This window comes from Pseudarthrobacter naphthalenicus (assembly GCF_029076445.1).
Taxonomy (GTDB): domain Bacteria; phylum Actinomycetota; class Actinomycetes; order Actinomycetales; family Micrococcaceae; genus Arthrobacter; species Arthrobacter naphthalenicus.
Window position 1 is genome coordinate 100,998 of the sequence record NZ_JARESG010000007.1, and the last position, 19,761, is coordinate 120,758.

17 protein-coding genes, 1 pseudogene and 1 riboswitch are annotated in these 19,761 nt (G+C 65.0%); of the genes and pseudogenes, 15 read left to right on the forward strand and 3 right to left on the reverse strand.

Annotated features, from left to right (window positions below):
• Positions 1–43 precede the first annotated feature (43 nt).
• From PY310_RS09060 to PY310_RS09095, 8 genes and pseudogenes are all read left to right on the forward strand, one after another.
• The gene (locus PY310_RS09060) at positions 44–2,350 is read left to right on the forward strand and encodes a gluconokinase, GntK/IdnK-type (protein WP_275214145.1); all 2,307 of its coding nucleotides are present in this window, start codon (positions 44–46) and stop codon (positions 2,348–2,350) included.
• A gap of 146 nt (positions 2,351–2,496) precedes the next feature.
• Complete coding sequence (locus tag PY310_RS09065; RefSeq protein WP_275214054.1) at positions 2,497–3,219, forward strand: TetR/AcrR family transcriptional regulator; 723 nt, start codon at positions 2,497–2,499, stop codon at positions 3,217–3,219.
• 64 nt (positions 3,220–3,283) lie between these two features.
• On the forward strand, positions 3,284–4,489 hold the full coding sequence (locus PY310_RS09070) for a fatty acid desaturase family protein (RefSeq protein WP_275214055.1): 1,206 nt from the start codon (positions 3,284–3,286) through the stop codon (positions 4,487–4,489).
• 156 nt (positions 4,490–4,645) lie between these two features.
• Positions 4,646–5,857, forward strand: a pseudogene (locus PY310_RS09075) (FAD-dependent oxidoreductase); the annotation flags it as partial.
• Positions 5,858–5,932: 75 nt separating this feature from the next.
• Positions 5,933–6,505 (forward strand): orotate phosphoribosyltransferase, encoded by a 573-nt coding sequence (pyrE, locus tag PY310_RS09080; protein ID WP_275214146.1) that lies wholly within the window; start codon positions 5,933–5,935, stop codon positions 6,503–6,505.
• A 96-nt stretch (positions 6,506–6,601) separates the two neighbouring features.
• Positions 6,602–7,417: a GAF and ANTAR domain-containing protein gene (locus tag PY310_RS09085; RefSeq protein WP_275214056.1), complete on the forward strand. Its 816-nt coding sequence runs from the start codon at positions 6,602–6,604 to the stop codon at positions 7,415–7,417.
• A 38-nt stretch (positions 7,418–7,455) separates the two neighbouring features.
• Positions 7,456–8,097: a hypothetical protein gene (locus tag PY310_RS09090; protein ID WP_275214057.1), complete on the forward strand. Its 642-nt coding sequence runs from the start codon at positions 7,456–7,458 to the stop codon at positions 8,095–8,097.
• A gap of 82 nt (positions 8,098–8,179) precedes the next feature.
• Positions 8,180–9,229 carry a thioesterase domain-containing protein gene (locus PY310_RS09095; RefSeq protein ID WP_275214058.1) on the forward strand — a complete coding sequence of 350 codons (1,050 nt, stop codon included), beginning with the start codon at positions 8,180–8,182 and terminating at the stop codon, positions 9,227–9,229.
• Here PY310_RS09095 and PY310_RS09100 read toward each other — a convergent pair.
• Positions 9,226–10,056 carry an HAD-IIA family hydrolase gene (locus tag PY310_RS09100; RefSeq protein ID WP_275214059.1) on the reverse strand — a complete coding sequence of 277 codons (831 nt, stop codon included), beginning with the start codon at positions 10,054–10,056 and terminating at the stop codon, positions 9,226–9,228. The genes PY310_RS09095 and PY310_RS09100 overlap by 4 nt on opposite strands.
• Positions 10,057–10,252: 196 nt before the next feature.
• On the opposite strand from PY310_RS09100, the gene PY310_RS09105 reads away from it, so the two are divergent.
• The 5 genes from PY310_RS09105 (at position 10,253) to PY310_RS09125 (ending at position 15,141) form a co-directional block, all read left to right on the forward strand.
• Positions 10,253–10,900, forward strand: a complete 648-nt coding sequence (locus PY310_RS09105) for a TrmH family RNA methyltransferase (protein WP_275214147.1) — start codon at positions 10,253–10,255, stop codon at positions 10,898–10,900.
• Between the two features lie 132 nt (positions 10,901–11,032).
• Positions 11,033–11,992, forward strand: a complete 960-nt coding sequence (locus PY310_RS09110; RefSeq protein ID WP_275214060.1) for an endonuclease domain-containing protein — start codon at positions 11,033–11,035, stop codon at positions 11,990–11,992.
• Between the two features lie 159 nt (positions 11,993–12,151).
• Positions 12,152–13,171 (forward strand): class II fructose-bisphosphate aldolase, encoded by a 1,020-nt coding sequence (gene fbaA, locus PY310_RS09115; protein WP_275214061.1) that lies wholly within the window; start codon positions 12,152–12,154, stop codon positions 13,169–13,171.
• A gap of 1 nt (position 13,172) precedes the next feature.
• Positions 13,173–13,598 carry a DUF3151 domain-containing protein gene (locus PY310_RS09120; RefSeq protein ID WP_275214062.1) on the forward strand — a complete coding sequence of 142 codons (426 nt, stop codon included), beginning with the start codon at positions 13,173–13,175 and terminating at the stop codon, positions 13,596–13,598.
• Positions 13,599–13,818: 220 nt separating this feature from the next.
• Complete coding sequence (locus PY310_RS09125) at positions 13,819–15,141, forward strand: ISL3 family transposase (protein ID WP_472925632.1); 1,323 nt, start codon at positions 13,819–13,821, stop codon at positions 15,139–15,141.
• Between the two features lie 85 nt (positions 15,142–15,226).
• Here the strand turns inward: PY310_RS09125 and PY310_RS09130 are convergent, their stop codons facing one another.
• Entirely contained in the window at positions 15,227–15,862 is a 636-nt protein-coding gene (locus tag PY310_RS09130; protein WP_275214064.1) for a uracil-DNA glycosylase family protein, read from the reverse strand.
• 212 nt (positions 15,863–16,074) lie between these two features.
• Positions 16,075–17,283, reverse strand: coding sequence for a cobalamin-independent methionine synthase II family protein (locus tag PY310_RS09135; RefSeq protein WP_275214065.1), 1,209 nt, complete (start codon positions 17,281–17,283; stop codon positions 16,075–16,077).
• 10 nt (positions 17,284–17,293) lie between these two features.
• Positions 17,294–17,395, reverse strand: a riboswitch (SAM riboswitch).
• Positions 17,396–17,653: 258 nt separating this feature from the next.
• Between PY310_RS09135 and PY310_RS09140 the strand changes: the two genes are divergently transcribed.
• A complete protein-coding gene (locus tag PY310_RS09140) occupies positions 17,654–18,943 on the forward strand; it encodes an adenylosuccinate synthase (protein ID WP_275214066.1) in 1,290 nt (429 codons plus the stop codon).
• 236 nt (positions 18,944–19,179) lie between these two features.
• Positions 19,180–19,551 (forward strand): YegP family protein, encoded by a 372-nt coding sequence (locus PY310_RS09145; protein ID WP_275214067.1) that lies wholly within the window; start codon positions 19,180–19,182, stop codon positions 19,549–19,551.
• Positions 19,552–19,761: the final 210 nt, after the last annotated feature.

Consider the following 19,761-nt stretch of genomic DNA (forward strand, 5'->3'; position numbering starts at 1 on the left):
CGCCCCTGCCCCCGAAGGCAGGCCGGGCCCGCGCGTCATCGTCATGGGCGTCTCCGGCTGCGGCAAGACCACCATCGGTGACCTTGTGGCCCGTGAACTGGGGGTGCCGTTCCTGGACGGCGACTCCCTGCACCCGGTGGAGAATGTCGCCAAGATGGCCGCCGGCACCCCGCTGACCGACGAGGACCGGTGGCCGTGGCTCGCCACGGTGGGTTCGGAACTGGCGGCCGCCGGCAGCGGCGGACTGGTCCTGGCCTGCTCGGCCCTGCGCCGCAGCTACCGGGACGCCATCCGCGCCGAGGCGCCGGACACGATCTTCCTCCACCTGCACGGCAGCAAAGAGGTCCTGAAAGCCCGCACCGAAGGCCGTTCCGGGCACTTCATGCCGCCTGCCCTGCTCGAATCACAGCTCGCCACCCTCGAACCGCTGGAAGCGGACGAGGTGGGCGTTGTGGTGGACATCGCCGGGCCGGTGACCCAGGTGATGGCCGACGCGCTGGCGGGAATCGCCACCGCAGCGAAGGCAGCCAGCGGCAGCCCCGCCGTCGGGAGCCCGGCAGGTACCTCCGGGAGCGGCACCCCCGCTGCCGTCGGCACCCAGGCCCGCCAGTTCGACGTCGACCTTAAGGCCGCGCCGTTCAACCTCGATGACGCTGCGGTTGAGTGGGTGAACAGCACCCTGGAATCCATGACGCTTGAGGAGAAGATCGGCCAGCTCTTCATCAACCACAACAACGACTACTCCCCGGAGTACCTCGACGGTGTGCTGGAGAACTACCACGTGGGCGGCATGCGTTACCGGCCGGGGCCCTCGGGCGCTGTCCAGGAGCACATCCGTTACGCGCAGTCCAAGTCCAAAGTGCCGCTGCTGGTGGCGTCCAACCCGGAAATGGGTGGCGCCGGAAGCTGCGATGACGGCACGTTTGTGTCCACGCACCTGCAGGCCGGATCGCACCCGGACAAGTCCATCGCACGCAAGATGGGACAGGTGGCCGGGGTTGAGACTGCCGCCCTGGGCTGCAACTGGGCTTTCGCGCCGATCGTGGACATCCACTACAACTGGCGCAACACGGTCATCTCCACCCGGTCGTTCGGCAACACCCCGGAAATCGTGGTGGAGCGCGCTAAGGAGTACTTCGACGGCATCACTGAGTCACCCACCGCCTGCGCCATGAAGCACTTCCCCGGCGACGGTGTGGACGAGCGCGATCAGCACGTGGTTACGTCCTACAACACCTTCGGCTATGAGGAGTGGAACAAAACCTACGGGCACGTGTACCGGGAGATGATCGGGCGCGGCGTGCAGTCGATCATGATCGGCCATATCGGCGCGCCCGGGCTGTCCCGGCACTTCCGTCCGGGCATGGCGGACAAGGACATCAAGCCCGCCACGCTGGCCCCGGAACTGCTGCAGGACCTGCTCCGCGGCGAGCTCGGCTTCAACGGGCTGATCCTGACGGATGCCTCGCAGATGATCGGGCTGACCCAGGCCATGAAGCGCAAGGACCTGGTCCCTGCCACCATCGCCGCGGGGTGCGACATGTTCCTGTTCTTCCGCAACCCGGCGGAGGATTTCCAGTACATGCTGGACGGCTACAAGTCCGGCATCATCACCGAGCAGCGCCTGCACGACGCCCTGCGCCGCATCCTGGCGCTGAAGGCCTCGCTGGGGCTGCACCGCAAGGAACGCAGCGAACTGGTTCCGCCGGTGGAGGCCCTGGCCAGGATCGGCAGCGCGGCACACCGTGCCGTTGCCGCCGAGGTGGCGGACAAGACCGTCACCCTCGTCAAGGACACCGCGAACAACCTGCCCATCACGCCGGAAACGCACAAACGGATCCGCCTGTACGGCATCTCCGGTGACTCGGACTTCACCCGCGCTGACCCGTTGGCCTACCTGGACAAGGTCAAGGTTGAGCTGGAGAAAGCCGGCTTCGAGGTGCACCTGTTCAAGACCGCAGCCCAGCGTGAAGCCGCGGGGGAGACCGGCATCAACTTCATGACCGTCATCTCCGAGGAAGCCACAGGGGATTACGCGGACAAGTATGACGCCGCGTTCGTCTTCGCCAACGTCAAGGGCTTCGCCCAGGAAGCGGCTATCCGCATCAAGTGGTCCACCCCCATGGCGGCCGAGATCCCGTGGTACGTCACCGAGGTTCCCACTGTGCTGGTGTCGCTGAACCAGCCCAACCACCTCATCGATGTGCCGATGGTCAAGACCGCCATCCACACGCACGCCGATTCCGTGGAGGCCATCCGGGCCACGATCGAAAAGATCATGGGCAGGTCCGAGTTCCAGGGGACGTTCAATGAGAACGTCTTCTGCGATTCCTTCGACACCCGGCTCTGACCCAACGGGCTTCCGTACTGGAGGAAACGCAACTGGCCTGGCGCTGCGCGGACACGCGCAGGGCCAGGCCATTTCCGCATCACCTGCCATTTTCCTCCCCGCAGACTACTGCACACATGTGCTGTAAATGCCTTTAGAATGGGTTTATGGCACAGCATGGACGCAGTCACGCCCGCATGACCAGGAGGGGATCGACCGATCCCCGGGCCATCACATCGCAGCGCCGTCTAGTCGAAGCGCTGACGGCGGTCGTTAAGGCGGAAGGCTTCGGCGCCGCGTCCGTGACCCGGATCGCGCGCGACGCGGGACTCAGCCGGAGCGGGTTCTACGAGCAGTTCGCCAGCGTCGACGAGCTCGCACTGTTCATCCTTGACGACCTGATCCTCGAGATTGGTGCCCTCGACCTTGAGGCCCGGACCGTGCGCGGTGCCAAGGGACGAGCTGTCTCCGAGTTCGCCCTCGAACTCATTCTCCAGTCAGTCTTCGAGCACGGGGAGCTTTACGAGCACCTGCTGCTCTCCGAGGGCACCGGCGGCATAGTAGCGAGAGCCATCAACGGGTTCGCCCGGGGCGCCCGTCCGATCATTGCGATCTCCCAACCACAGTGGCCGGAAGCGAGAATCGACCTCATGGCGAGCTCGATCGGCGGGCTAATCGTGAGTGGAGTGATGCACGCCTTCAGCACCGGCCAGCCCTCCACCGCCCACGATCTGGCGCGCGAACTCGTGAGCTTCATGCCGCCCTGGCTCTTCTACGCGGACGGCAGGGCCGCAACCACAGACAGCGAGCAGCCAACCTCTTCTTCGCTTCGGGCCAGCCATTCCGGTGACGCGGGCCCCGGCGAGGTCCATGCGGACCGGACCAACTAATCCAGACGCGCGTTTCGGCAACTGCCGGACCCCGTGAACCTCGACCTCTGAGGAGTACCAGTACATGACGATCATTACCAACAAGCCTGATGTTTCCGGGGACGGTGCAGTGCCGAACGATGCCCACACGAAGAAGGCGCCCGCTGCGGCGAAAATCCGGCCCGGCGCCCTCGCCAAGTCCGGCGGCCCCACGCGGAGGCCGCCGTCCGCGGCGCACCTCTCTGACGAGCAGGTCGCCGAGCTGGGCCGGGAACTCGACGCCATCCGCGACAACATCCTGGCCAAACGTGGCGCTGCGGATGCCGCCTACATCCGGCGCATGATCAAGATCCAGCGCGGACTGGAGATCTCGGGCCGCGCGGCACTGCTGGTCAGCAAGAACAAGGCAGCCTGGGTCACCGGCACCACCTTCCTGAGCCTGGCCAAGATCCTGGAAAACATGGAACTTGGCCACAACATCCTGCACGGGCAATGGGACTGGATGCGGGACCCGGACATCCACTCCACCACGTGGGAATGGGACTTCGTCACCCCCTCGCGCGCCTGGCAGAACACCCACAACGACTCGCACCACCGCTGGACCAACGTCGTGGGCAAAGACAACGACGTCGGATTCAACCTCCTCCGCATGGACGAGAACCAGCCGTGGACGCCCTACAACCTGGGCAACCCGCTCTACAACGCACTCCTGGCCCCCGTCTTCGAATGGGGCATCGCCATCTATGACCTTGAGCTGACCGAATTCAAGGAAGGCAGGAAGACCAAGGAAGCCCTCTTCAAGGACCTTAAAGCACTGGGCCGCAAGGTGGTCACCCAGTCCACCAAGGATTACGCGGCCACGCCCGTCGTCGCCATGCTCACGGGCTCCGGCAAACAGGCCCTCTACGGCACCCTGACGGCCAACGCCGTCCGTAACCTCTGGGCGCACGCCGTGATTTTCTGCGGCCACTTCCCCGAGGGCACGGACACCTTTACCGAAGACATGGTGGAAGGCGAAACCCGCGGCGACTGGTACGTCCGCCAGATCATCGGCTCCGCCAACATCTCCGGATCCAAGTTCATGCACCTGATGACCGGCAACCTCTCGCACCAGATCGAACACCACCTCTTCCCGGACCTGCCCTCGAACAGGTACGCCGAGATCGCGCCACAGGTCCGCGAAATATGCCAGCGCTACGGCCTGATTTACACCACCGGCCCCATCTGGAAGCAGGTCGGCTCTACCTGGGCGAAGGTCTGCAAGCTCGCACTGCCGCCGCGCAAAGCCTGACTGAGAAAGACTCTGCGGTGAGACTCAAGCCTGTCTGGACACGAATGCGTGCCAGGGCGACAGGTCGGGGAGTTGCCGCCCACACCTAAAGACGGCTCGACAAAACGGCACCTGGGGCCCATACCCAGCGTGGGCTCCCAGGCGTAGCGTTAGGGCATGGAGCGAACCGGGTGCGCTGTTGTGGGCGGAGGCCCGGCAGGCATGATGTTGGGACTCCTGCTGGCCCGGGCCGGGGTGAACGTCACGGTCCTGGAAAAGCACGGCGACTTTCTCCGGGATTTCCGCGGCGACACCGTCCACGCCTCCACTATCCGGTTGATCGACGAACTGGGACTCGGCGACGGATTCCGTAAACTTCCGCAGAGCCGGCTGAACACTGTTGCCCTGCCTGTCCCGGGCGCCGGTCTTCTCATTTTCGGCGACTTCGCGTCCCTCGAGCCCCCGTATAACTACATCGCCATGATGCCGCAATGGGACTTCCTGAACTTCCTGGCCCGCGCGGCTGCGCGCGAACCGACCTTCACCCTGCTGATGGAGCATGAGGCGGTATCACTGACCTTCGACGGCGGCCGCGTCACCGGTGTCCGCTACCGGACAGGTGATGGCGGTGAAGGGACACTGTCCGCGGATCTGGTGGTGGGCGCCGACGGCCGGCATTCGGTGGTCCGCCGCGATGCCGGGCTGCAGCCGAAGGAGTACCCGGTGCCGTTCGATACGTGGTGGTTCAGGCTTCCCCGCTTTGCCTCCGAGAAAGGCGAGGTGGCCGGCATCGTGCCCGCATTCCGGGACCGGGAGGCCATGATTGCCCTGTTCCGTGACGACTATTACCAGATGGGATACCTCGGTCCGAAAGGCATGGACGCGCAAATCCGGGCTGAGGGCGTGGAGCGGTTCAGGGAGCGGGTTGCCGCCCTGCGTCCCGACCTCGCCGACCGGGTCGATGCCATCCGTTCAGTGGAGGACCTGCACTGGCTGGATGTGCGCCTGGACCGGCTGAAGCGCTGGTACGTGGACGGGCTGCTGTGCATCGGGGACGCCGCGCACGCCATGTCGCCGGCCGGGGGTGTGGGCATCAATCTTGCCATCCAGGATGCCGTCGCGGCGGCGGCCAGGCTGGCTCCGGCGCTGCTCCGGGGGCGTGTGCCGGTGAAGGACCTGGCTGCGGTGCAGCGGCGGCGGAGGATGCCCACCGTTGTTGTTCAGAGCGTCCAACGCCTCATGCACCGGACGGTGTTCGTTCCGCTGTTCGCCGGGAAACGCACCGGGGTGCCGCCGTTCGTGCTGTTTGTGGTCCGGCATGTTCCAGTGGCGCGGCGGCTCATGCCCCGGATGATCGCCTTCGGGCCCAGGCCCGAGCATGCGCCGGCTTTTGCCCGCCGCAGTCCGTTGCCGGCCGCACCCGGGCGCGCCGTCACATACCCGGAAACCACTAAAGTGGACACCATGACTTCCCCTCTTGATGCCGCAGCCGCACATGCCCGCCTCCTGGAACTGATCAAGGAACTTGCCGTTGTCCGCGGCAAAGTGACCCTGTCCAGCGGCGCCGAGGCCGATTATTACATTGACCTGCGCCGCATCACCCTGCACCACGAAGCGTCCAAGCTGGTGGGTCAGGTCATGCTGGCATTGGCCGACGACGCCGGGATCGACTTTGAGTGCGCCGGCGGCCTGACCATGGGTGCTGACCCCGTGGGCACCGCGGTGATGCATGCAGCCGTTGACGCCGGCCGGCCGGTGGACGCTTTTGTGGTCCGCAAGGCCCAGAAGTCCTACGGTATGGGCCGCCAGGTTGAGGGGCCGTCCGTTGAGGGGCGCAAGGTGCTGGTGCTCGAGGATACGTCCACCACCGGCGGGTCGGCGCTGACCGCCGTCGAAGGCGTGCGCAAAGCAGGCGGCAATGTGGTCGCTGTGGCCGTCATTGTTGACCGGGACACAGGGGCCAAGGAGAAAATTGAGGCCGAGACCGGGGTGCCGTACCTGTTCGCGTTCGGCAAGGACGAGTTGGGACTTTCCTAACAGCCGCAGCATCACGAGGGGGGAAGCAGGGCGGAGAAGCGCGAGGGGCCGGTATCATATTCTCAGGCCTTTTCGCACCATTTGGAGAAATGCACCATGCTCTCACCCGACGCACCCTTGAACACCACCGAACAGATCCAGGGCCTCATCCTGGAAAGTGCTGATTTCGAGGAGTTCCTCAACGAGCTTGCCAGGCTTTCAGCCCACCAGATGGCAGGCGACGGCGATGACGCCCTGTGCGGAATCACGCTGCTCCGTGACCGCAAGGCCGCCACCATCGGCTGGAGCAGCGACGACGCCCGCGACGTGGACCAGATCCAGTACTCCCTGGCACAGGGTCCCTGCCTGACGGCGGCCGAGGAACAGCGGGAAGTGAACGTGCCGGACCTGTTGGAGGAGGACCGCTGGGGGCCGGCCTACGCCGATGCCGTGGCCTCCCACGGGCTGCGGTCAGTTCTTTCGGTGCCCTTCAACCTTCAGGGCGAGGCGCGGGCAGCCATGAACCTATACTCGGACGTGCCGCACAAGTTCGATGAACATGCTGCAGCCAAAGCCCGCGGATTCACCCGGGAGATTTCCCAGGCCCTGCAGCTGGCTGTCAGGTTCGCCGTCCACAGCGACAACGCCACCAACCTCCGCGCCACGCTGGAATCCCGCACCGTCATCGACATCGCGATTGGCGTGGTGATGGCGCAGAACCGCTGCAGCCAGGATGCAGCGGTCCAGATCCTGACCGACGCCTCAAGCAACAGCAATACCAAGCTGCGGGACATTGCCAAGGCCCTTGTGGATTCCGTGGGCGGAACCGGCACCCGCACCCATTACCAGCAGCCGGGCCAGGCGCCGGCCGGCTCCCGCGAGCCGACTGTGCTTGTGCAGGGTCAATCCGAAGGTTACGCTTACGGAGGTTGAGCCGTCGGCCATAGACACCCCCTTTATTTGGAGTACCTATGGACCGCACCTCACAAGGCAGCGCCGGCCTTCAGGCCACCACCAACCGTGACGAGCCGACAGACACCGTCCGGATCGACGTCCTGGGAAGCCTCGACCACGCAACCCGGCCGTCCCTCGTCACCATGATTCAAAGGCTCCGCAGCCGGGGAATCCAATCCCACATCCGAGTGGACCTGTCCGCTGCCGTCCGCGTGGAGTCAGCCGCGCTGGCGGGTCTTCGCAGCGATTTGAACGCCATGGAGGGCGCCCCGGGAACGCTCGGTGGCGGCGTCTCCCTGGTGTTGACCGGCGTTGACGCCGAACAGTCGGAAGACCACACCGTGGTGGCCCTGCGGGAAATCTCCGCGGAACTCGAGGCCGAATTTGCCACTGCCGTGGAAGCCGCGACAGCTGAAGCAAGTGGTAACGGGACCAGCGAACGGCCGCCTGTGCCGCTGTCCCTCCGCCCGCTTGAGGAATACACCGACGAGGAGCTCTTCCTCGCCAGCGACGAAGTCTTTTCGCTGCTTGACGATCCCGAGGCCGTGGGCGGCCCGGACCTCCTGGGCCGGTACAACGACATTGGGCAGGAAATTCTGCGCCGCACCCCGCTCAGTGAGCTCCTGAACCCCGCCGGCGAGCGGCAAGCCGCCAGCTGACGGTGCCTCGCCCCCTGCCCGGAGATCAGCAAGATGGAAACCGGGTTGCGGGGGCGGCTTCTCCTGTGGCTACGGTAGAGATGTGCCGTACAGGGAGGAAGCAGAACCGCTGGAGGAGCGCAGGCGGCCGGGAGCTGAACAAGCCCGGCTGCTTGCCGATGCCGCTGCCCTCAAGCGGTTTTCCCGCCGCGGTTTCCTGACCGGGGCGGGCCTGTCAACCGTGCTCGCCGCGGACATGCTCTTCACCCGCCGGGTCCAGGCGGAGCGGCGGGTCAACAAGATCCTGCAGGTGCCGGACGACTTCGCCGACGCCTATTATCCGAACGCCAGCTGGTTCCTCTTTCCCGGTTTCAAGACCAGCTGGGAAGAAGCGCAGTGGATCCTGAACGCCCTGCGGGGGGCGCTGAACAAGCGGGGCCAGCTCGCCGCCGTCGGCTATTCCAACCAGGGCCTGGACATCGACCGGGTGGTGACCGCGGTCATCGAGTACGTGCGCGCCAGGAAGCTCACCAAGCTCTACTTCTACGGACACAGCTTCGGCGGCATGGTGGCCACCCAGGTGGCCGCGCGGCTGCGGGAGCTCTACGGGGTTGAGGTTGAGTTCATCCTGCTGGACTCCACCCCGTACAGCCGGAGCGACGTGCTCGACGAGAGCTGGTTCGACGGCGTGGTGCTCCTCTACGAGAGCGGCTTCCGGTTTCCGTCCGTGCTCCGCGGCGGCTACGAGTTGGGCGAGCGCGTTATCCACAAGGACGAGCGGACCTGGCGCCAGATCATTGACCAGTCGTGGGAGCAGCTGTCTCCGATCGCTCCCTCCAGCGTGCTGATCCAGTCTGAATCCGCGTACATCTACCACTTTGACGGCAGCCGCTTTGTGGACCGGCTGGGAGGCACCCGGATGGCGTACATCGGCAACCCGAATGACCGTACCGTCCGGTACCCGGCGGCCAGGGGCGCGTGGTCCGTCGCGTTCGCAGGCAACATGGTGTCCACCGACCTGCAGACCGAAGGCGCCCTACCGGCACACGCGAGCCCGGGCTGGAGTCCGCTCGTTTACCGGCCCATCGTGGAAAAGCTGATGGACGAATTCTTCCCGCTGCCCCGCGGCGGCTCGAAAGTCAGCGTCTTCTAGATCTGGTTCTTCAGGTCAGCCACGGAGTTCAGCACCTGGTTGGGCCGGAACGGGAACGCCGCAATATCCTCCCGCTGCGTAATGCCGGTGAGGACCAGCACCGTGTGCAGCCCGGCCTCCATGCCGGCAACAATGTCCGTGTCCATGCGGTCGCCGACCATCGCGGTGGTTTCGGAATGGGCGTCGATCTGGTTCATGGCGGAACGGAACATCATGGGATTCGGCTTGCCCACAATGTAAGGTTCGCGCCCGGTGGCCTTGGTGATCAGCGCGGCGATGGCGCCTGTGGCGGGCATCGGCCCGTCCTTGGAGGGGCCGGTGGCGTCCGGGTTGGTGGCGATAAAGCGGGCCCCTGCAAGGATCAGCCGGATGGCCATGGTGATTGCCTCGAAGGAGTACGTCCTGGTTTCGCCGAGCACCACAAAGTCCGGGTCCTGATCGGTGAGGATGAAGCCGGCCTCATGCAGCGCCGTCGTAAGCCCTGCTTCGCCGATGGTGTAGGCGCGGTTCCCCGAACCTGAGCCCCGCACCTGGTCCTTGAGGAACTGCGCGGTGGCCAGCGCGGACGTCCAGATGTTCTCCTCGGGAACTTCCAGGCCGGAGGCACGCAGCCGGGCCGCAAGGTCGCGCGGGGTAAAGATGGAGTTGTTGGTCAACACCAAAAAGCGCTTCGACGTATCCACCCAGCGCTGGATCAGTTCCGCGGCGCCCGGCACAGCATGGTTTTCGTGAACGAGCACACCGTCCATGTCCGTCAGCCAGCATTCGATCTCCTGGCCACTGCGGTATACGGCCGGGTTTCCGGTTACCTCGTCTGCGTCTGCCACGTTTTACCTCCACAAGATAGGCGCTGTTCGCTGGTCCAGTCTGTCATTCTTTGGGCCCGGAGCACGCGTTGCCGGCAAACAAAACGGCCAGCGCCGGGCGCCGACTCCCGCCAGGCCAACCGCTGGATGCCGGGAGGCTGACCCCGGCTAGAGTTGAAGGGTGACTGACCACCCCCAAACCCATTCCCCAACGCCCCTGCCCGTGCCACCTCCTGAGGAGGAATACGCGCCGAAGCCGGAGATCGGCGTCGGCCCCTGGGAAGGTGAGCTGCCCGAAGGGGACCATTGGGACGAAGAGCTGCTGGCGGACGGGGACCGGCGCAACGTGGTGGACCAGTACCGGTACTGGAAGCATGACGCGATTGTGGCGGACCTCGACTCCAAGCGGCACAACTTCCACATCGCCATCGAGAACTGGCAGCACGACATGAACATCGGGACCGTGGTGCGGACCGCCAATGCGTTCCTCGCCAAGGAAGTCCACATCATCGGCCGACGCCGGTGGAACCGGCGCGGGGCCATGGTGACCGACCGCTACCAGCATGTCCGCCACCACCCCACGGTGGAGGACTTTGTGGCATGGGCGCAGGGCGAGGGGCTGGCGATTATCGGCATCGACATCTTTCCGGACTCCGTGCCGCTGGAGACCTACGAACTCCCCAGGGACTGTGTCCTGGTGTTCGGGCAGGAGGGTCCGGGCCTGACCCCGGAGGTCCACGATGCCGCGCTGGCCACCCTGTCCATTGAGCAGTTTGGCTCCACCCGGTCCATCAACGCTGCTTCGGCAGCGGCCATCGCGATGCACGCCTGGATCCGCCGGCACGTGTTCAACCAGCATGTCTAACCTCGCCGAGAGTGCACTTCGCGCTAGTCGAGTTGCCCTGGACCAGCGCGAAGTGCGCTTTCGTTCCACCCGACGAGCCCAAGGCTGTGGATAACTCCTGCGAGGCAGTGCGCCAGGGCAACAATTGGAGGCATGCGCAAAGCTGAGTTGCCAGACCATCTCAAGGGCGTGGCCTTTGCCCTGCGGACGTCGGACAAAGCAGGCGTGACACGCACCCGGACCAGGGCAAAGGATCTCGTGCCGGTGTCCCGCGGGATACGGGTTCCGCTGTCCGCACAGCCATCCGGTGCTGACGCGCTGCGGGCCTATACGGATGTGGATGACGCATCGATACTCGCCCTTTGCTCAGCCGCGCGGATGATAGGGATACCGGTGCCGGCTCCACAGGAAGGCGACTGGCGTATCCATCTGGCAAGGCGCCGCGGTTTCGCCGCCCCACGCAGGACCAACGTAGCGGGGCACCGCCTGACGCTGACACCGGATGAGGTCATGGAGTACGACGGCGCCCGCCTCACCACACCGGCCAGGACGTGGCTCGACCTGGCCTCCATGCGAAACTCCGTGGACGATCTCGTAGTCGCGGGGGACTACCTGGTGAACAGTCACGGGGAGGATTTTCCGTTCCCGCGCGAGTCCATATGCAGAATTCAGGAGTTGCGAGACATGATTGATCGGCATCCTGGGTTGCGGGGGATCCGGAAGGCACGCGAGGCGCTGGAACTGATCCGTGTGGGTGCTGACTCCGTCCCCGAAAGCAGGATGCGTCTAGCCCTTATAACGGCAGGATTGCCCGAACCGGTTCTGAACTTCGTCGTCCGCGGTGATTCCGGGCTGCCGGTTCTCTGGCCCGATGCGGCTTACCCCGATCATCGGATCTCCCTGCAATATGACGGTGAACACCATGCCCGCGAGGACCAGTATCAAAGGGACATAGTCCGGGCCGAGGTGGCCGCCCGCTATGGATGGCACGAGGTCCGGATTTCGAAGAACGATCTTCGGGGTGACCGGCAAGGCGTCGTTGGCAAGGTCCGCAGTGCCCTTGCCTATCGCGCCCAGAGTGCACTTCGTGCTGGTCGCGGCGCCGGACACTAGCGCGAAGTGCGCTCTCGGCGCAGGCGTGTACGCAAGTGTTACCCGCCCGCGTGACCGGAAACACTGCCGCTGCAGAGAAATGGCTAGGATGGTGGCTAGCCGTAAGAGGTCTACTCCAGGGTCACAACCCATAGACGAAAATTCACCATAGGAGTCAGCATGCCCATTGCAACCCCAGAGATCTACTCCGAAATGATCGACCGCGCCAAGGCCGGCGGCTATGCGTTCCCGGCCGTCAACGTCACCTCTTCGCAGACGCTGAACGCGGCACTGCGTGGCTTCGCCGAGGCGGAGTCCGATGGTATTGTCCAGGTCTCCACCGGCGGTGCGGCCTACTGGTCCGGCGCTACCACCAAGGACATGGTGGCCGGCTCGCTCGGCTTCGCGGCGTTCGCCCGCGAAGTGGCCAAGAACTACGGTGTGAACATCGCCCTGCACACGGACCATTGCCCGAAGGACAAGCTGGACGGCTTTGTCCTGCCGCTGCTGGCGGCCTCGGAGGCTGAGGTCAAGGCCGGCCGCAACCCACTGTTCAGCTCGCACATGTGGGACGGTTCCGCCGAGACCCTGCAGGAGAACCTGAAGATCGCCCGCGACCTGCTGGCCCGCACCGCTGCCGCCAAGATGATCCTCGAGGTGGAGATCGGCACCGTCGGCGGCGAGGAGGACGGCGTGGAGAACGCCATCAACGACAAGCTCTACACCACGGTGGAGGATGCCCTGGCCACCATCGAGGCCCTTGGCGCCGGCGAAAACGGCCGCTACATCACCGCCCTGACCTTCGGCAACGTGCACGGCGTCTACAAGCCCGGCGGCGTCAAGCTGCGCCCGGAGATCCTCAAGGACATCCAGGCCCAGGTGGGCGCGAAAATCGGCAAGGACAACCCGTTCGACCTCGTGTTCCACGGCGGCTCCGGCTCCTCCGATCAGGAAATCGCCGACGCCGTCTCCTACGGTGTGATCAAGATGAACATCGACACCGACACCCAGTACGCCTACACGCGTCCGGTGGCGGACCACATGTTCAAGAACTACGACGGTGTGCTGAAGGTCGACGGCGAAGTGGGCAACAAGAAGACCTACGACCCCCGCGTCTGGGGCGCCTCCGCCGAGGCAGGGCTGGCAGCCCGCGTGGTTGAGGCCACCAAGCAGCTCGGCTCCGCCGGAAAGACGTTCTAGGATGTCCGACGAGTTCCGCAGGAACCTGATGGGCCCGGAGCCGACGCTCCTGCCAGCCGAGACGGAGGTCTACCAGCAGCTGGATGCCGGCGCGGAAGCCCTGGACCTGGTGGAGAAGCACCCCACATCGTCCCTGCTGTGGGCCGTCCTGGCGGAGGAGGCGTGGGCCGAGGGCCGCACCATCGACTCCTACGCCTACTCCCGCGTGGGCTATCACCGGGGCCTGGACTCGCTGCGGCGCAACGGCTGGCGCGGCGTGGGGCCCATCCCGTGGGAGCACGAACCCAACCAGGGCTTCCTGCGGGCGCTCTACTCGCTGGGCCGGGCCTCTGCAGCCATCGGTGAGGCCGAGGAGCCCGAGCGGATCGAGAAATTCCTGAACGACTCGGACCCCACCGCGAAGGCAGCCATCGAAGCCGGCGCTTAGAACAAAGCAAGGCGGGGTCATTTTACGCCCGATAACCCATTGTTATTGGGCAGAAAGTGACCCCGCGTTGTTGGTTAAAGTGGCCCTTCGCAGATGAGCGTGGTTAGGGCGGTGTGAGACTCCGCCGCGATTTCGGTGCGGCGTGGTGCAGCGGGAAAGAGGTCAGGGCCTCTTTGAATTGGTAGCGACCAAGCAAACCAATACCAAAAGAGGCCCTGACATGAATAACTCTATGTCTTGTTCTGGCGGCCGCTGGTGCACGCGCGCGGATGCGCTGCTCGATGTCGAGGGCGTCCACGTCAGCTCCGTCACGGCAACCCCAGGCGGACTGATTCTGGGCGTCGAGACCGGCGAGGACGTTACTGGCTGCCCCGATTGCGGCGTCGTTGCGGTCGGCCACGGCCGCCGCCAGGTCCGGCTCCATGACATTCCGTGTTTCGGCCGGCCGGTGCGGCTGCTGTGGGCCAAGCGTGTCTGGCGCTGCCCGGATCCGGATTGCCCGAGGGCCACGTTCACCGAGGAGCACCCGCTGGCCGGGCCACGGGCGAAACTCACCGACCGTGCCGTGCACTGGGCAACCGACGCGCTGCAGCATTTCGACACCTCGGTATCGGCACTGGCCCATCAGCTCGGCGTCTCCTGGCACACCGTGTGGCACGGGATCCGGGCCGAGGCCGCACGGCGGATCGCTGACACGGGACGACTGAAGGGGGTGAATGCGCTCGGCGTCGACGAACATGTCTGGGCCCACACTGGTCCGCCCGGCACCGGGATGGTCACCGGGATCGTGGATCACACCCGCGACGCGGACGGCACCGTTCATGCCCGGCTGCTTGACCTCGTGCCGGGACGATCCGGGAAGGCCTACGCCGACTGGCTCAACGACCGCGGGAACGGGTTCACCGCCGGCATCAAAACCGCCGCGCTGGATCCATTCCGCGGCTACGCCAACGCGATCCGTGACGAACTTCCCGAGGCCATCACGGTCCTGGATGCTTTCCACGTCGTGAAACTCGGGTCGGCCATGGTCGATGAGGTCCGCCGCCGGGTCCAGCAGGGCACTCTTGGCCACCGCGGACGCAAGGGCGATCCGCTCTACGGTATCCGCCGGACCCTGCAGATCGGAGCCGAACACCTAAGCGAGAAACAGTCTGCACGCCTCGACGCGAAACTCACTGCCGGAGACCCTGACCACGAAGTCACCCTCGCCTGGCAGTGCTACCAGAAGCTCCGGAACATCTACCACGCCCGGCCAGAACGCGGCAGGGAACTCGTCAACGACGTGATCTCATCATTCCCGACGTGCCCGATCCCCGAAGTCGCGCGACTGGGCAGGACACTCAAACAATGGAAGACCGCCATCCTGGCGTACTTCGAAACGAACGGCGCCTCGAATGGACCCACCGAAGCGATCAACGGCGTCATCGAAACAACACGCAGAATCGCCCGCGGCTTCCGCAACTTCCCCAACTACAGACTCAGATGCCTACTCGCCGCCGGAGGCCATCGGCCCTACCGGATCAAAAAGACAAACCATGCCTAAATGCGAAGGGCCGTTAAAGTCCGACGGCGGGCGGTTACCTTTCAGAAAAAGGCGACCGCCCGCCGTCGTTTGTCTTATGGCGCCTCTAGCTGGCGGCCTTTGCCAGGCCGGTGCGGGCCATGGCGTCAGCGTAAACGACGCGCATTTCCTCGAGGTACTGTTCCTGCCGGGCAGGGGTTCCGGCGAATGCACGGCCGCTGAGGGACCGGACCTTGTAGGTCTTCAGGCCGCGGCGCCAGATCATGGGCACCTCGGTCTTCAGCAGCAGGTTGGCGAGGCGGTTGGCTTCGGTGCCATGGGCCACGATCACCGAGGCGCGGGGGACCAGGGCCAGGAACTTGAGCAGCGGCTTGAGGCCCGAGGAGATCTGGTCCGGCGTGAACTTGCCGTTGACCTCGCCGGGGGTGTGCCACGGGTGGACGTTCCACGGCATCACGAACTCCGGGCGCAGGCCCAGCTTCCACTGGATGCCGAGCATTCGGGTGGCGGCGTCGTCGTCGCCGGCGGTGATGAAGCCGGACGGGTCCGCTTCCCCGATGTTGGAGTACAGGCTGATGATGCGGCACTCATCGATGTCGTGCATGGGGTCGACATACGGAACTTCGGTGTGGGGCTTGACGCTCTGCAGGGAATCGCACAGCTCGTTGACGGCCGCGACATTGGGCTCGTAACGGCGGCTCATGAGTTGTTCACGGAGGGATTCGGGGGCCAGGGCTGTCATATAGTGCAAAATCTCCTGCGGGGCTCGGTGCTGCGCCAATCCGGAAAATGGGCGCAGGGGGACGCGACCATTCCGGGATGGTTTGAAATGTGGTGTGGACCGATTCCTAGTCGATCTACACCAGTCTATCAAGCCCGGCGAAACGAAACGCCGGGCGCCCTCCACTAACTTGCAAGTGGACGGCGCCCGGCGGGTGGTGAGCGGTCAGGAACCTACCAGAGCCGTTTGGTGGCGCGGCGGGCGCCCTCCCCAAGGGCTTCCAGCTTGGCCACGGCGATCTGCGGATGGACCCGGCCGCCCAGCCCGCAGTCGGTGGACGCGATGACGCTTTCCCGGCCGACCAGTTCGGCGAAACGGACAATCCGGTCGGCCACGAGGTCAGGGTGCTCCACGACGTTGGTGGCGTGGGACACCACGCCGGGAATGATGGCCTTGCCTTCCGGGAGCTTGGTGTCCTCCCAGATGCGCCATTCGTGTTCGTGGCGGACATTGGCTGCTTCGAAAGAGTACGCTCCGGCGTTCACCTGCAGCACCGAGCCGATGATGTCCGCAAAAGGAATGTCGGTAGTGTGCGGTCCGTGCCACGAACCCCAGCAGACGTGCAGCCGGATCTGTTCCTCGGGCAGGCCGCGGAGGGCCCAGTTGGTGGCCTCGACGCGCAGTTGGATGAATTTGAGGTAATCCTCCAGCGACGGTTCAGGGTTGATCTGGTCCCAGCTCTCGGCCAACGACGGGTCATCCAGCTGGACCGTGAGGCCCGCATCGATGATCGCCTTGTACTCTTCCCGCATCGCGTCCGCGCACGCGTAGACCAGTTCCTCGTCGGTCTTGTAGTACTCGTTGGACACCCGGGCGCAGGAGCCCGGAGAGAGCGACGCCACAAAACCGTCAGAAAGGCCTGCGGCAGCAAGCCCCGCCTTCAGGTTGGCGACGTCCGAGGCCACCAGGTCCTGGCCGGTGTACGTCAACGGAGCAACTATCTTGGGCTGTGCGACGCTCTTGCGGTGGGACAGGATGCCTGAGGAGGGGTCGTTGTAGGCATCGTTGAACTTCTTCCGGTCGCGCCGGTCCGGGAAGGACGTGAGCACAATATTGCCGGGCGAGGACCGGTGAACCTCGGCGTCAGCCCAGCGGTCCACGTTGGTCGGCTCCAGGCCCCCCAAGCGGGAGAACGAGTAATTCCACCAGGCGCCGTAGTCCACCGTGCTGGACATGGCATGCCCGTATTCCCCGTCGTTCGGGATATCAATGCCGAGGCCCTTCTGCCGCTGGACCACGTCCACGACCGAGGATTTCAGGAGCTCCAGGAATTCCGGCGTGACCCCGCTGGATTCCTTGGCCTCATTTGCCGCAATCAGCTCAGGGGTGCGGGGCAAAGAACCTGCATGGGTCACGCGGACGTGGTCAGTGTTCAGGGGCATGGAAGCTTCCTTTCCATCGGTTTTGGCAGTAGCACCTCCGCGGACAGCAACGCTGCCCCCGAGGTTGCTGCGGTGTCAACGAGCCAGGTCTCTCGGCCGCTCCGGATGGGTTCTCCCACTTAATTCGATCTGACGGCCCTCGGCAAGTCGTCCCGGCTATATGTCGATTGTGTCTCCCTGCCGGTCCCGCCGGGCCGGACGGGGGGACAAAGTCCGTCATCGGCTAAACTTGGGTGGTAAGGGCCCCGGAACTCTTGCGTTTGCGTCGCCTCCCGGCGGACAGCACCTGATACTTCGGGGCATTCTCATGTACGGCGCTGAGCCCTGGTAATCCCTCCGGGACCGGCCCGAAAGAATGGGGGAGGATCCCATGCCAGCAATCGTGATCGTAGGAGCCCAGTGGGGCGACGAAGGAAAAGGCAAAGCAACCGACCTTCTGGGCGGGCGTGTTGACTACGTCGTGAAGCCGAACGGCGGCAACAACGCCGGGCACACCGTCGTCGTAGGCGGTGAGAAGTACGAGCTCAAGCTCCTTCCGGCCGGTATCCTGAGCCCCAACGCGGTTCCGATCATCGGCAACGGCTGCGTGGTGAACCTTGAGGCCCTCTTCCAGGAAATCGACGGCCTGGAGGCCCGGGGTGCGGACACCTCCAAGCTCCGGGTTTCCGCCAACGCCCACCTGGTCGCGCCCTATCACCAGGTGCTGGACAAGGTGACCGAGCGTTTCCTGGGCAGCCGCGCCATCGGCACCACCGGCCGCGGCATCGGCCCGGCCTACATGGACAAGGTGGCCCGCCTGGGCATCCGGGTCCAGGACGTCTTTGACGAGTCGATCCTCCGCCAGAAGGTGGAAGGCTCACTGCGCCAGAAGAATGAACTCCTGGTCAAGGTCTACAACCGCCGCGACATCGAGGTGGAAGAGATCGTCAGCTACTTCCTCTCCTTTGCCGAGCGCCTGCGTCCCCTGGTCATCGACAGCACCCTGGTCCTCAACAACGCCCTGGACGAGGGCAAGGTGGTTCTGATGGAAGGCGGCCAGGCAACCTTCCTGGACGTGGACCACGGCACCTACCCCTTTGTCACCTCCTCCAACCCGACTGCCGGCGGCGCGTCCGTTGGCTCGGGCATCGGCCCCACCCGCATTTCGCGGTCCATCGGCATCATCAAGGCCTACACCACCCGCGTCGGTGCCGGTCCGTTCCCCACGGAGCTCTTCGACGAGATGGGGATGTACCTGCAGAAAACCGGCGGTGAGTTCGGCGTGAACACCGGACGGCCGCGCCGCTGCGGCTGGTACGACGCCGTGCTGGCCCGCCACGCATCCCGCGTCAACGGCTTCACGGACTACTTCGTCACCAAGCTGGACGTCCTCACCGGCATTGAGCAAATCCCGGTCTGCGTGGCGTATGACGTTGACGGCATCCGCCACGACGAAATGCCCATGACCCAGACCGAGTTCCACCATGCTGTGCCGATCTTCGAGTACTTCGACGGCTGGACCGAGGACATCACCGGCGCCCGGACCCTGGAGGACCTCCCGGAGAACGCCCGCAACTACGTGCTGGCCCTGGAAAAGCTCTCCGGCACCCGCTTCTCCGCAATCGGCGTTGGCCCGGACCGTGACCAGACCATCGTGGTCCACGACCTCATCAACGACTGACACGTGGGCCCACGCTACCGAGGGGGCCCCAATCGAGCTTGCGGGATTGGGGAGGTAGCGGGGAGAACGTTCGACGGCGGCGGGTCACCCTGAGGGGTGGTCCGCCGCCGTCGTTGTGTGTGGATGGATGCAATTTACACAGGGTTAACGGTGCCGGTCTTGTGAGGGTGCAGCCGCGGCCAGCAGACTTTTTAACACGGAATGACCCAATCAGCACGAACCGGAAGGATGTTGTCATGGCCGGCATGTTTGAGGTTTTTCTCGATGCGGACTCACAATTCCGGTTCAGGCTCAAGGCTCCGGACGGTACGGTGATGGCCGTGTCCGGAGCTTTCCAGGACCGGCCTGCGGTGGCGGCCGGCATTGCCGCCGTCCGGGAATGCGCAGGAACGGGGCTCGTCACCGACCTCTCCGCCGCGCCCGGGCAGACGCCGGTCCACGCCCCGGTTCCGGTGCTGCACGTCACCGCACCGGCCGCCATGACTCAGGACGCTGCCCAGCAGGCCTGCGACGAGCAGTTTGTGCCGGTCAGCCGGGTCCGCGCCTTCGCCCACTTCAACGCGGTGCGGGGACGGATTTCCGGGGCCCGCTGGACGGGCGCCGTCTAGATAGGCACGGCTCCGGGTCCCCGGGCCGGGGCAGCTCCGAAAGTTTCCAAATCTTTTTCCGAGAGCGCGTAACCCCCGGCAGGTCCGGAACGATTACCCCTATGAAGCGCCGGTCTGAAACTTGTCCCCCATCAGGTTTCAGACTGGCTCTTTTGTTCCTCGCGGGTACACACGTTGTTCCGGGGCCATGCGGTTACCGGAGGGTAAAGT

Coding starts and splice junctions, on each gene's coding strand:
- PY310_RS09135 (WP_275214065.1), bottom strand. CDS start 17,283: ATGCCCCTGAACACTGACCACGTCCGCGTGACCCATGCAGGTTCTTTG.
- pyrE (WP_275214146.1), top strand. CDS start 5,933: ATGACTTCCCCTCTTGATGCCGCAGCCGCACATGCCCGCCTCCTGGAA.
- PY310_RS09140 (WP_275214066.1), top strand. CDS start 17,654: ATGCCAGCAATCGTGATCGTAGGAGCCCAGTGGGGCGACGAAGGAAAA.
- PY310_RS09070 (WP_275214055.1), top strand. CDS start 3,284: ATGACGATCATTACCAACAAGCCTGATGTTTCCGGGGACGGTGCAGTG.
- PY310_RS09145 (WP_275214067.1), top strand. CDS start 19,180: ATGGCCGGCATGTTTGAGGTTTTTCTCGATGCGGACTCACAATTCCGG.
- PY310_RS09065 (WP_275214054.1), top strand. CDS start 2,497: ATGGCACAGCATGGACGCAGTCACGCCCGCATGACCAGGAGGGGATCG.
- PY310_RS09130 (WP_275214064.1), bottom strand. CDS start 15,862: ATGACAGCCCTGGCCCCCGAATCCCTCCGTGAACAACTCATGAGCCGC.
- fbaA (WP_275214061.1), top strand. CDS start 12,152: ATGCCCATTGCAACCCCAGAGATCTACTCCGAAATGATCGACCGCGCC.
- PY310_RS09125 (WP_472925632.1), top strand. CDS start 13,819: ATGAATAACTCTATGTCTTGTTCTGGCGGCCGCTGGTGCACGCGCGCG.
- PY310_RS09085 (WP_275214056.1), top strand. CDS start 6,602: ATGCTCTCACCCGACGCACCCTTGAACACCACCGAACAGATCCAGGGC.
- PY310_RS09110 (WP_275214060.1), top strand. CDS start 11,033: ATGCGCAAAGCTGAGTTGCCAGACCATCTCAAGGGCGTGGCCTTTGCC.
- PY310_RS09120 (WP_275214062.1), top strand. CDS start 13,173: ATGTCCGACGAGTTCCGCAGGAACCTGATGGGCCCGGAGCCGACGCTC.
- PY310_RS09090 (WP_275214057.1), top strand. CDS start 7,456: ATGGACCGCACCTCACAAGGCAGCGCCGGCCTTCAGGCCACCACCAAC.
- PY310_RS09060 (WP_275214145.1), top strand. CDS start 44: ATGGGCGTCTCCGGCTGCGGCAAGACCACCATCGGTGACCTTGTGGCC.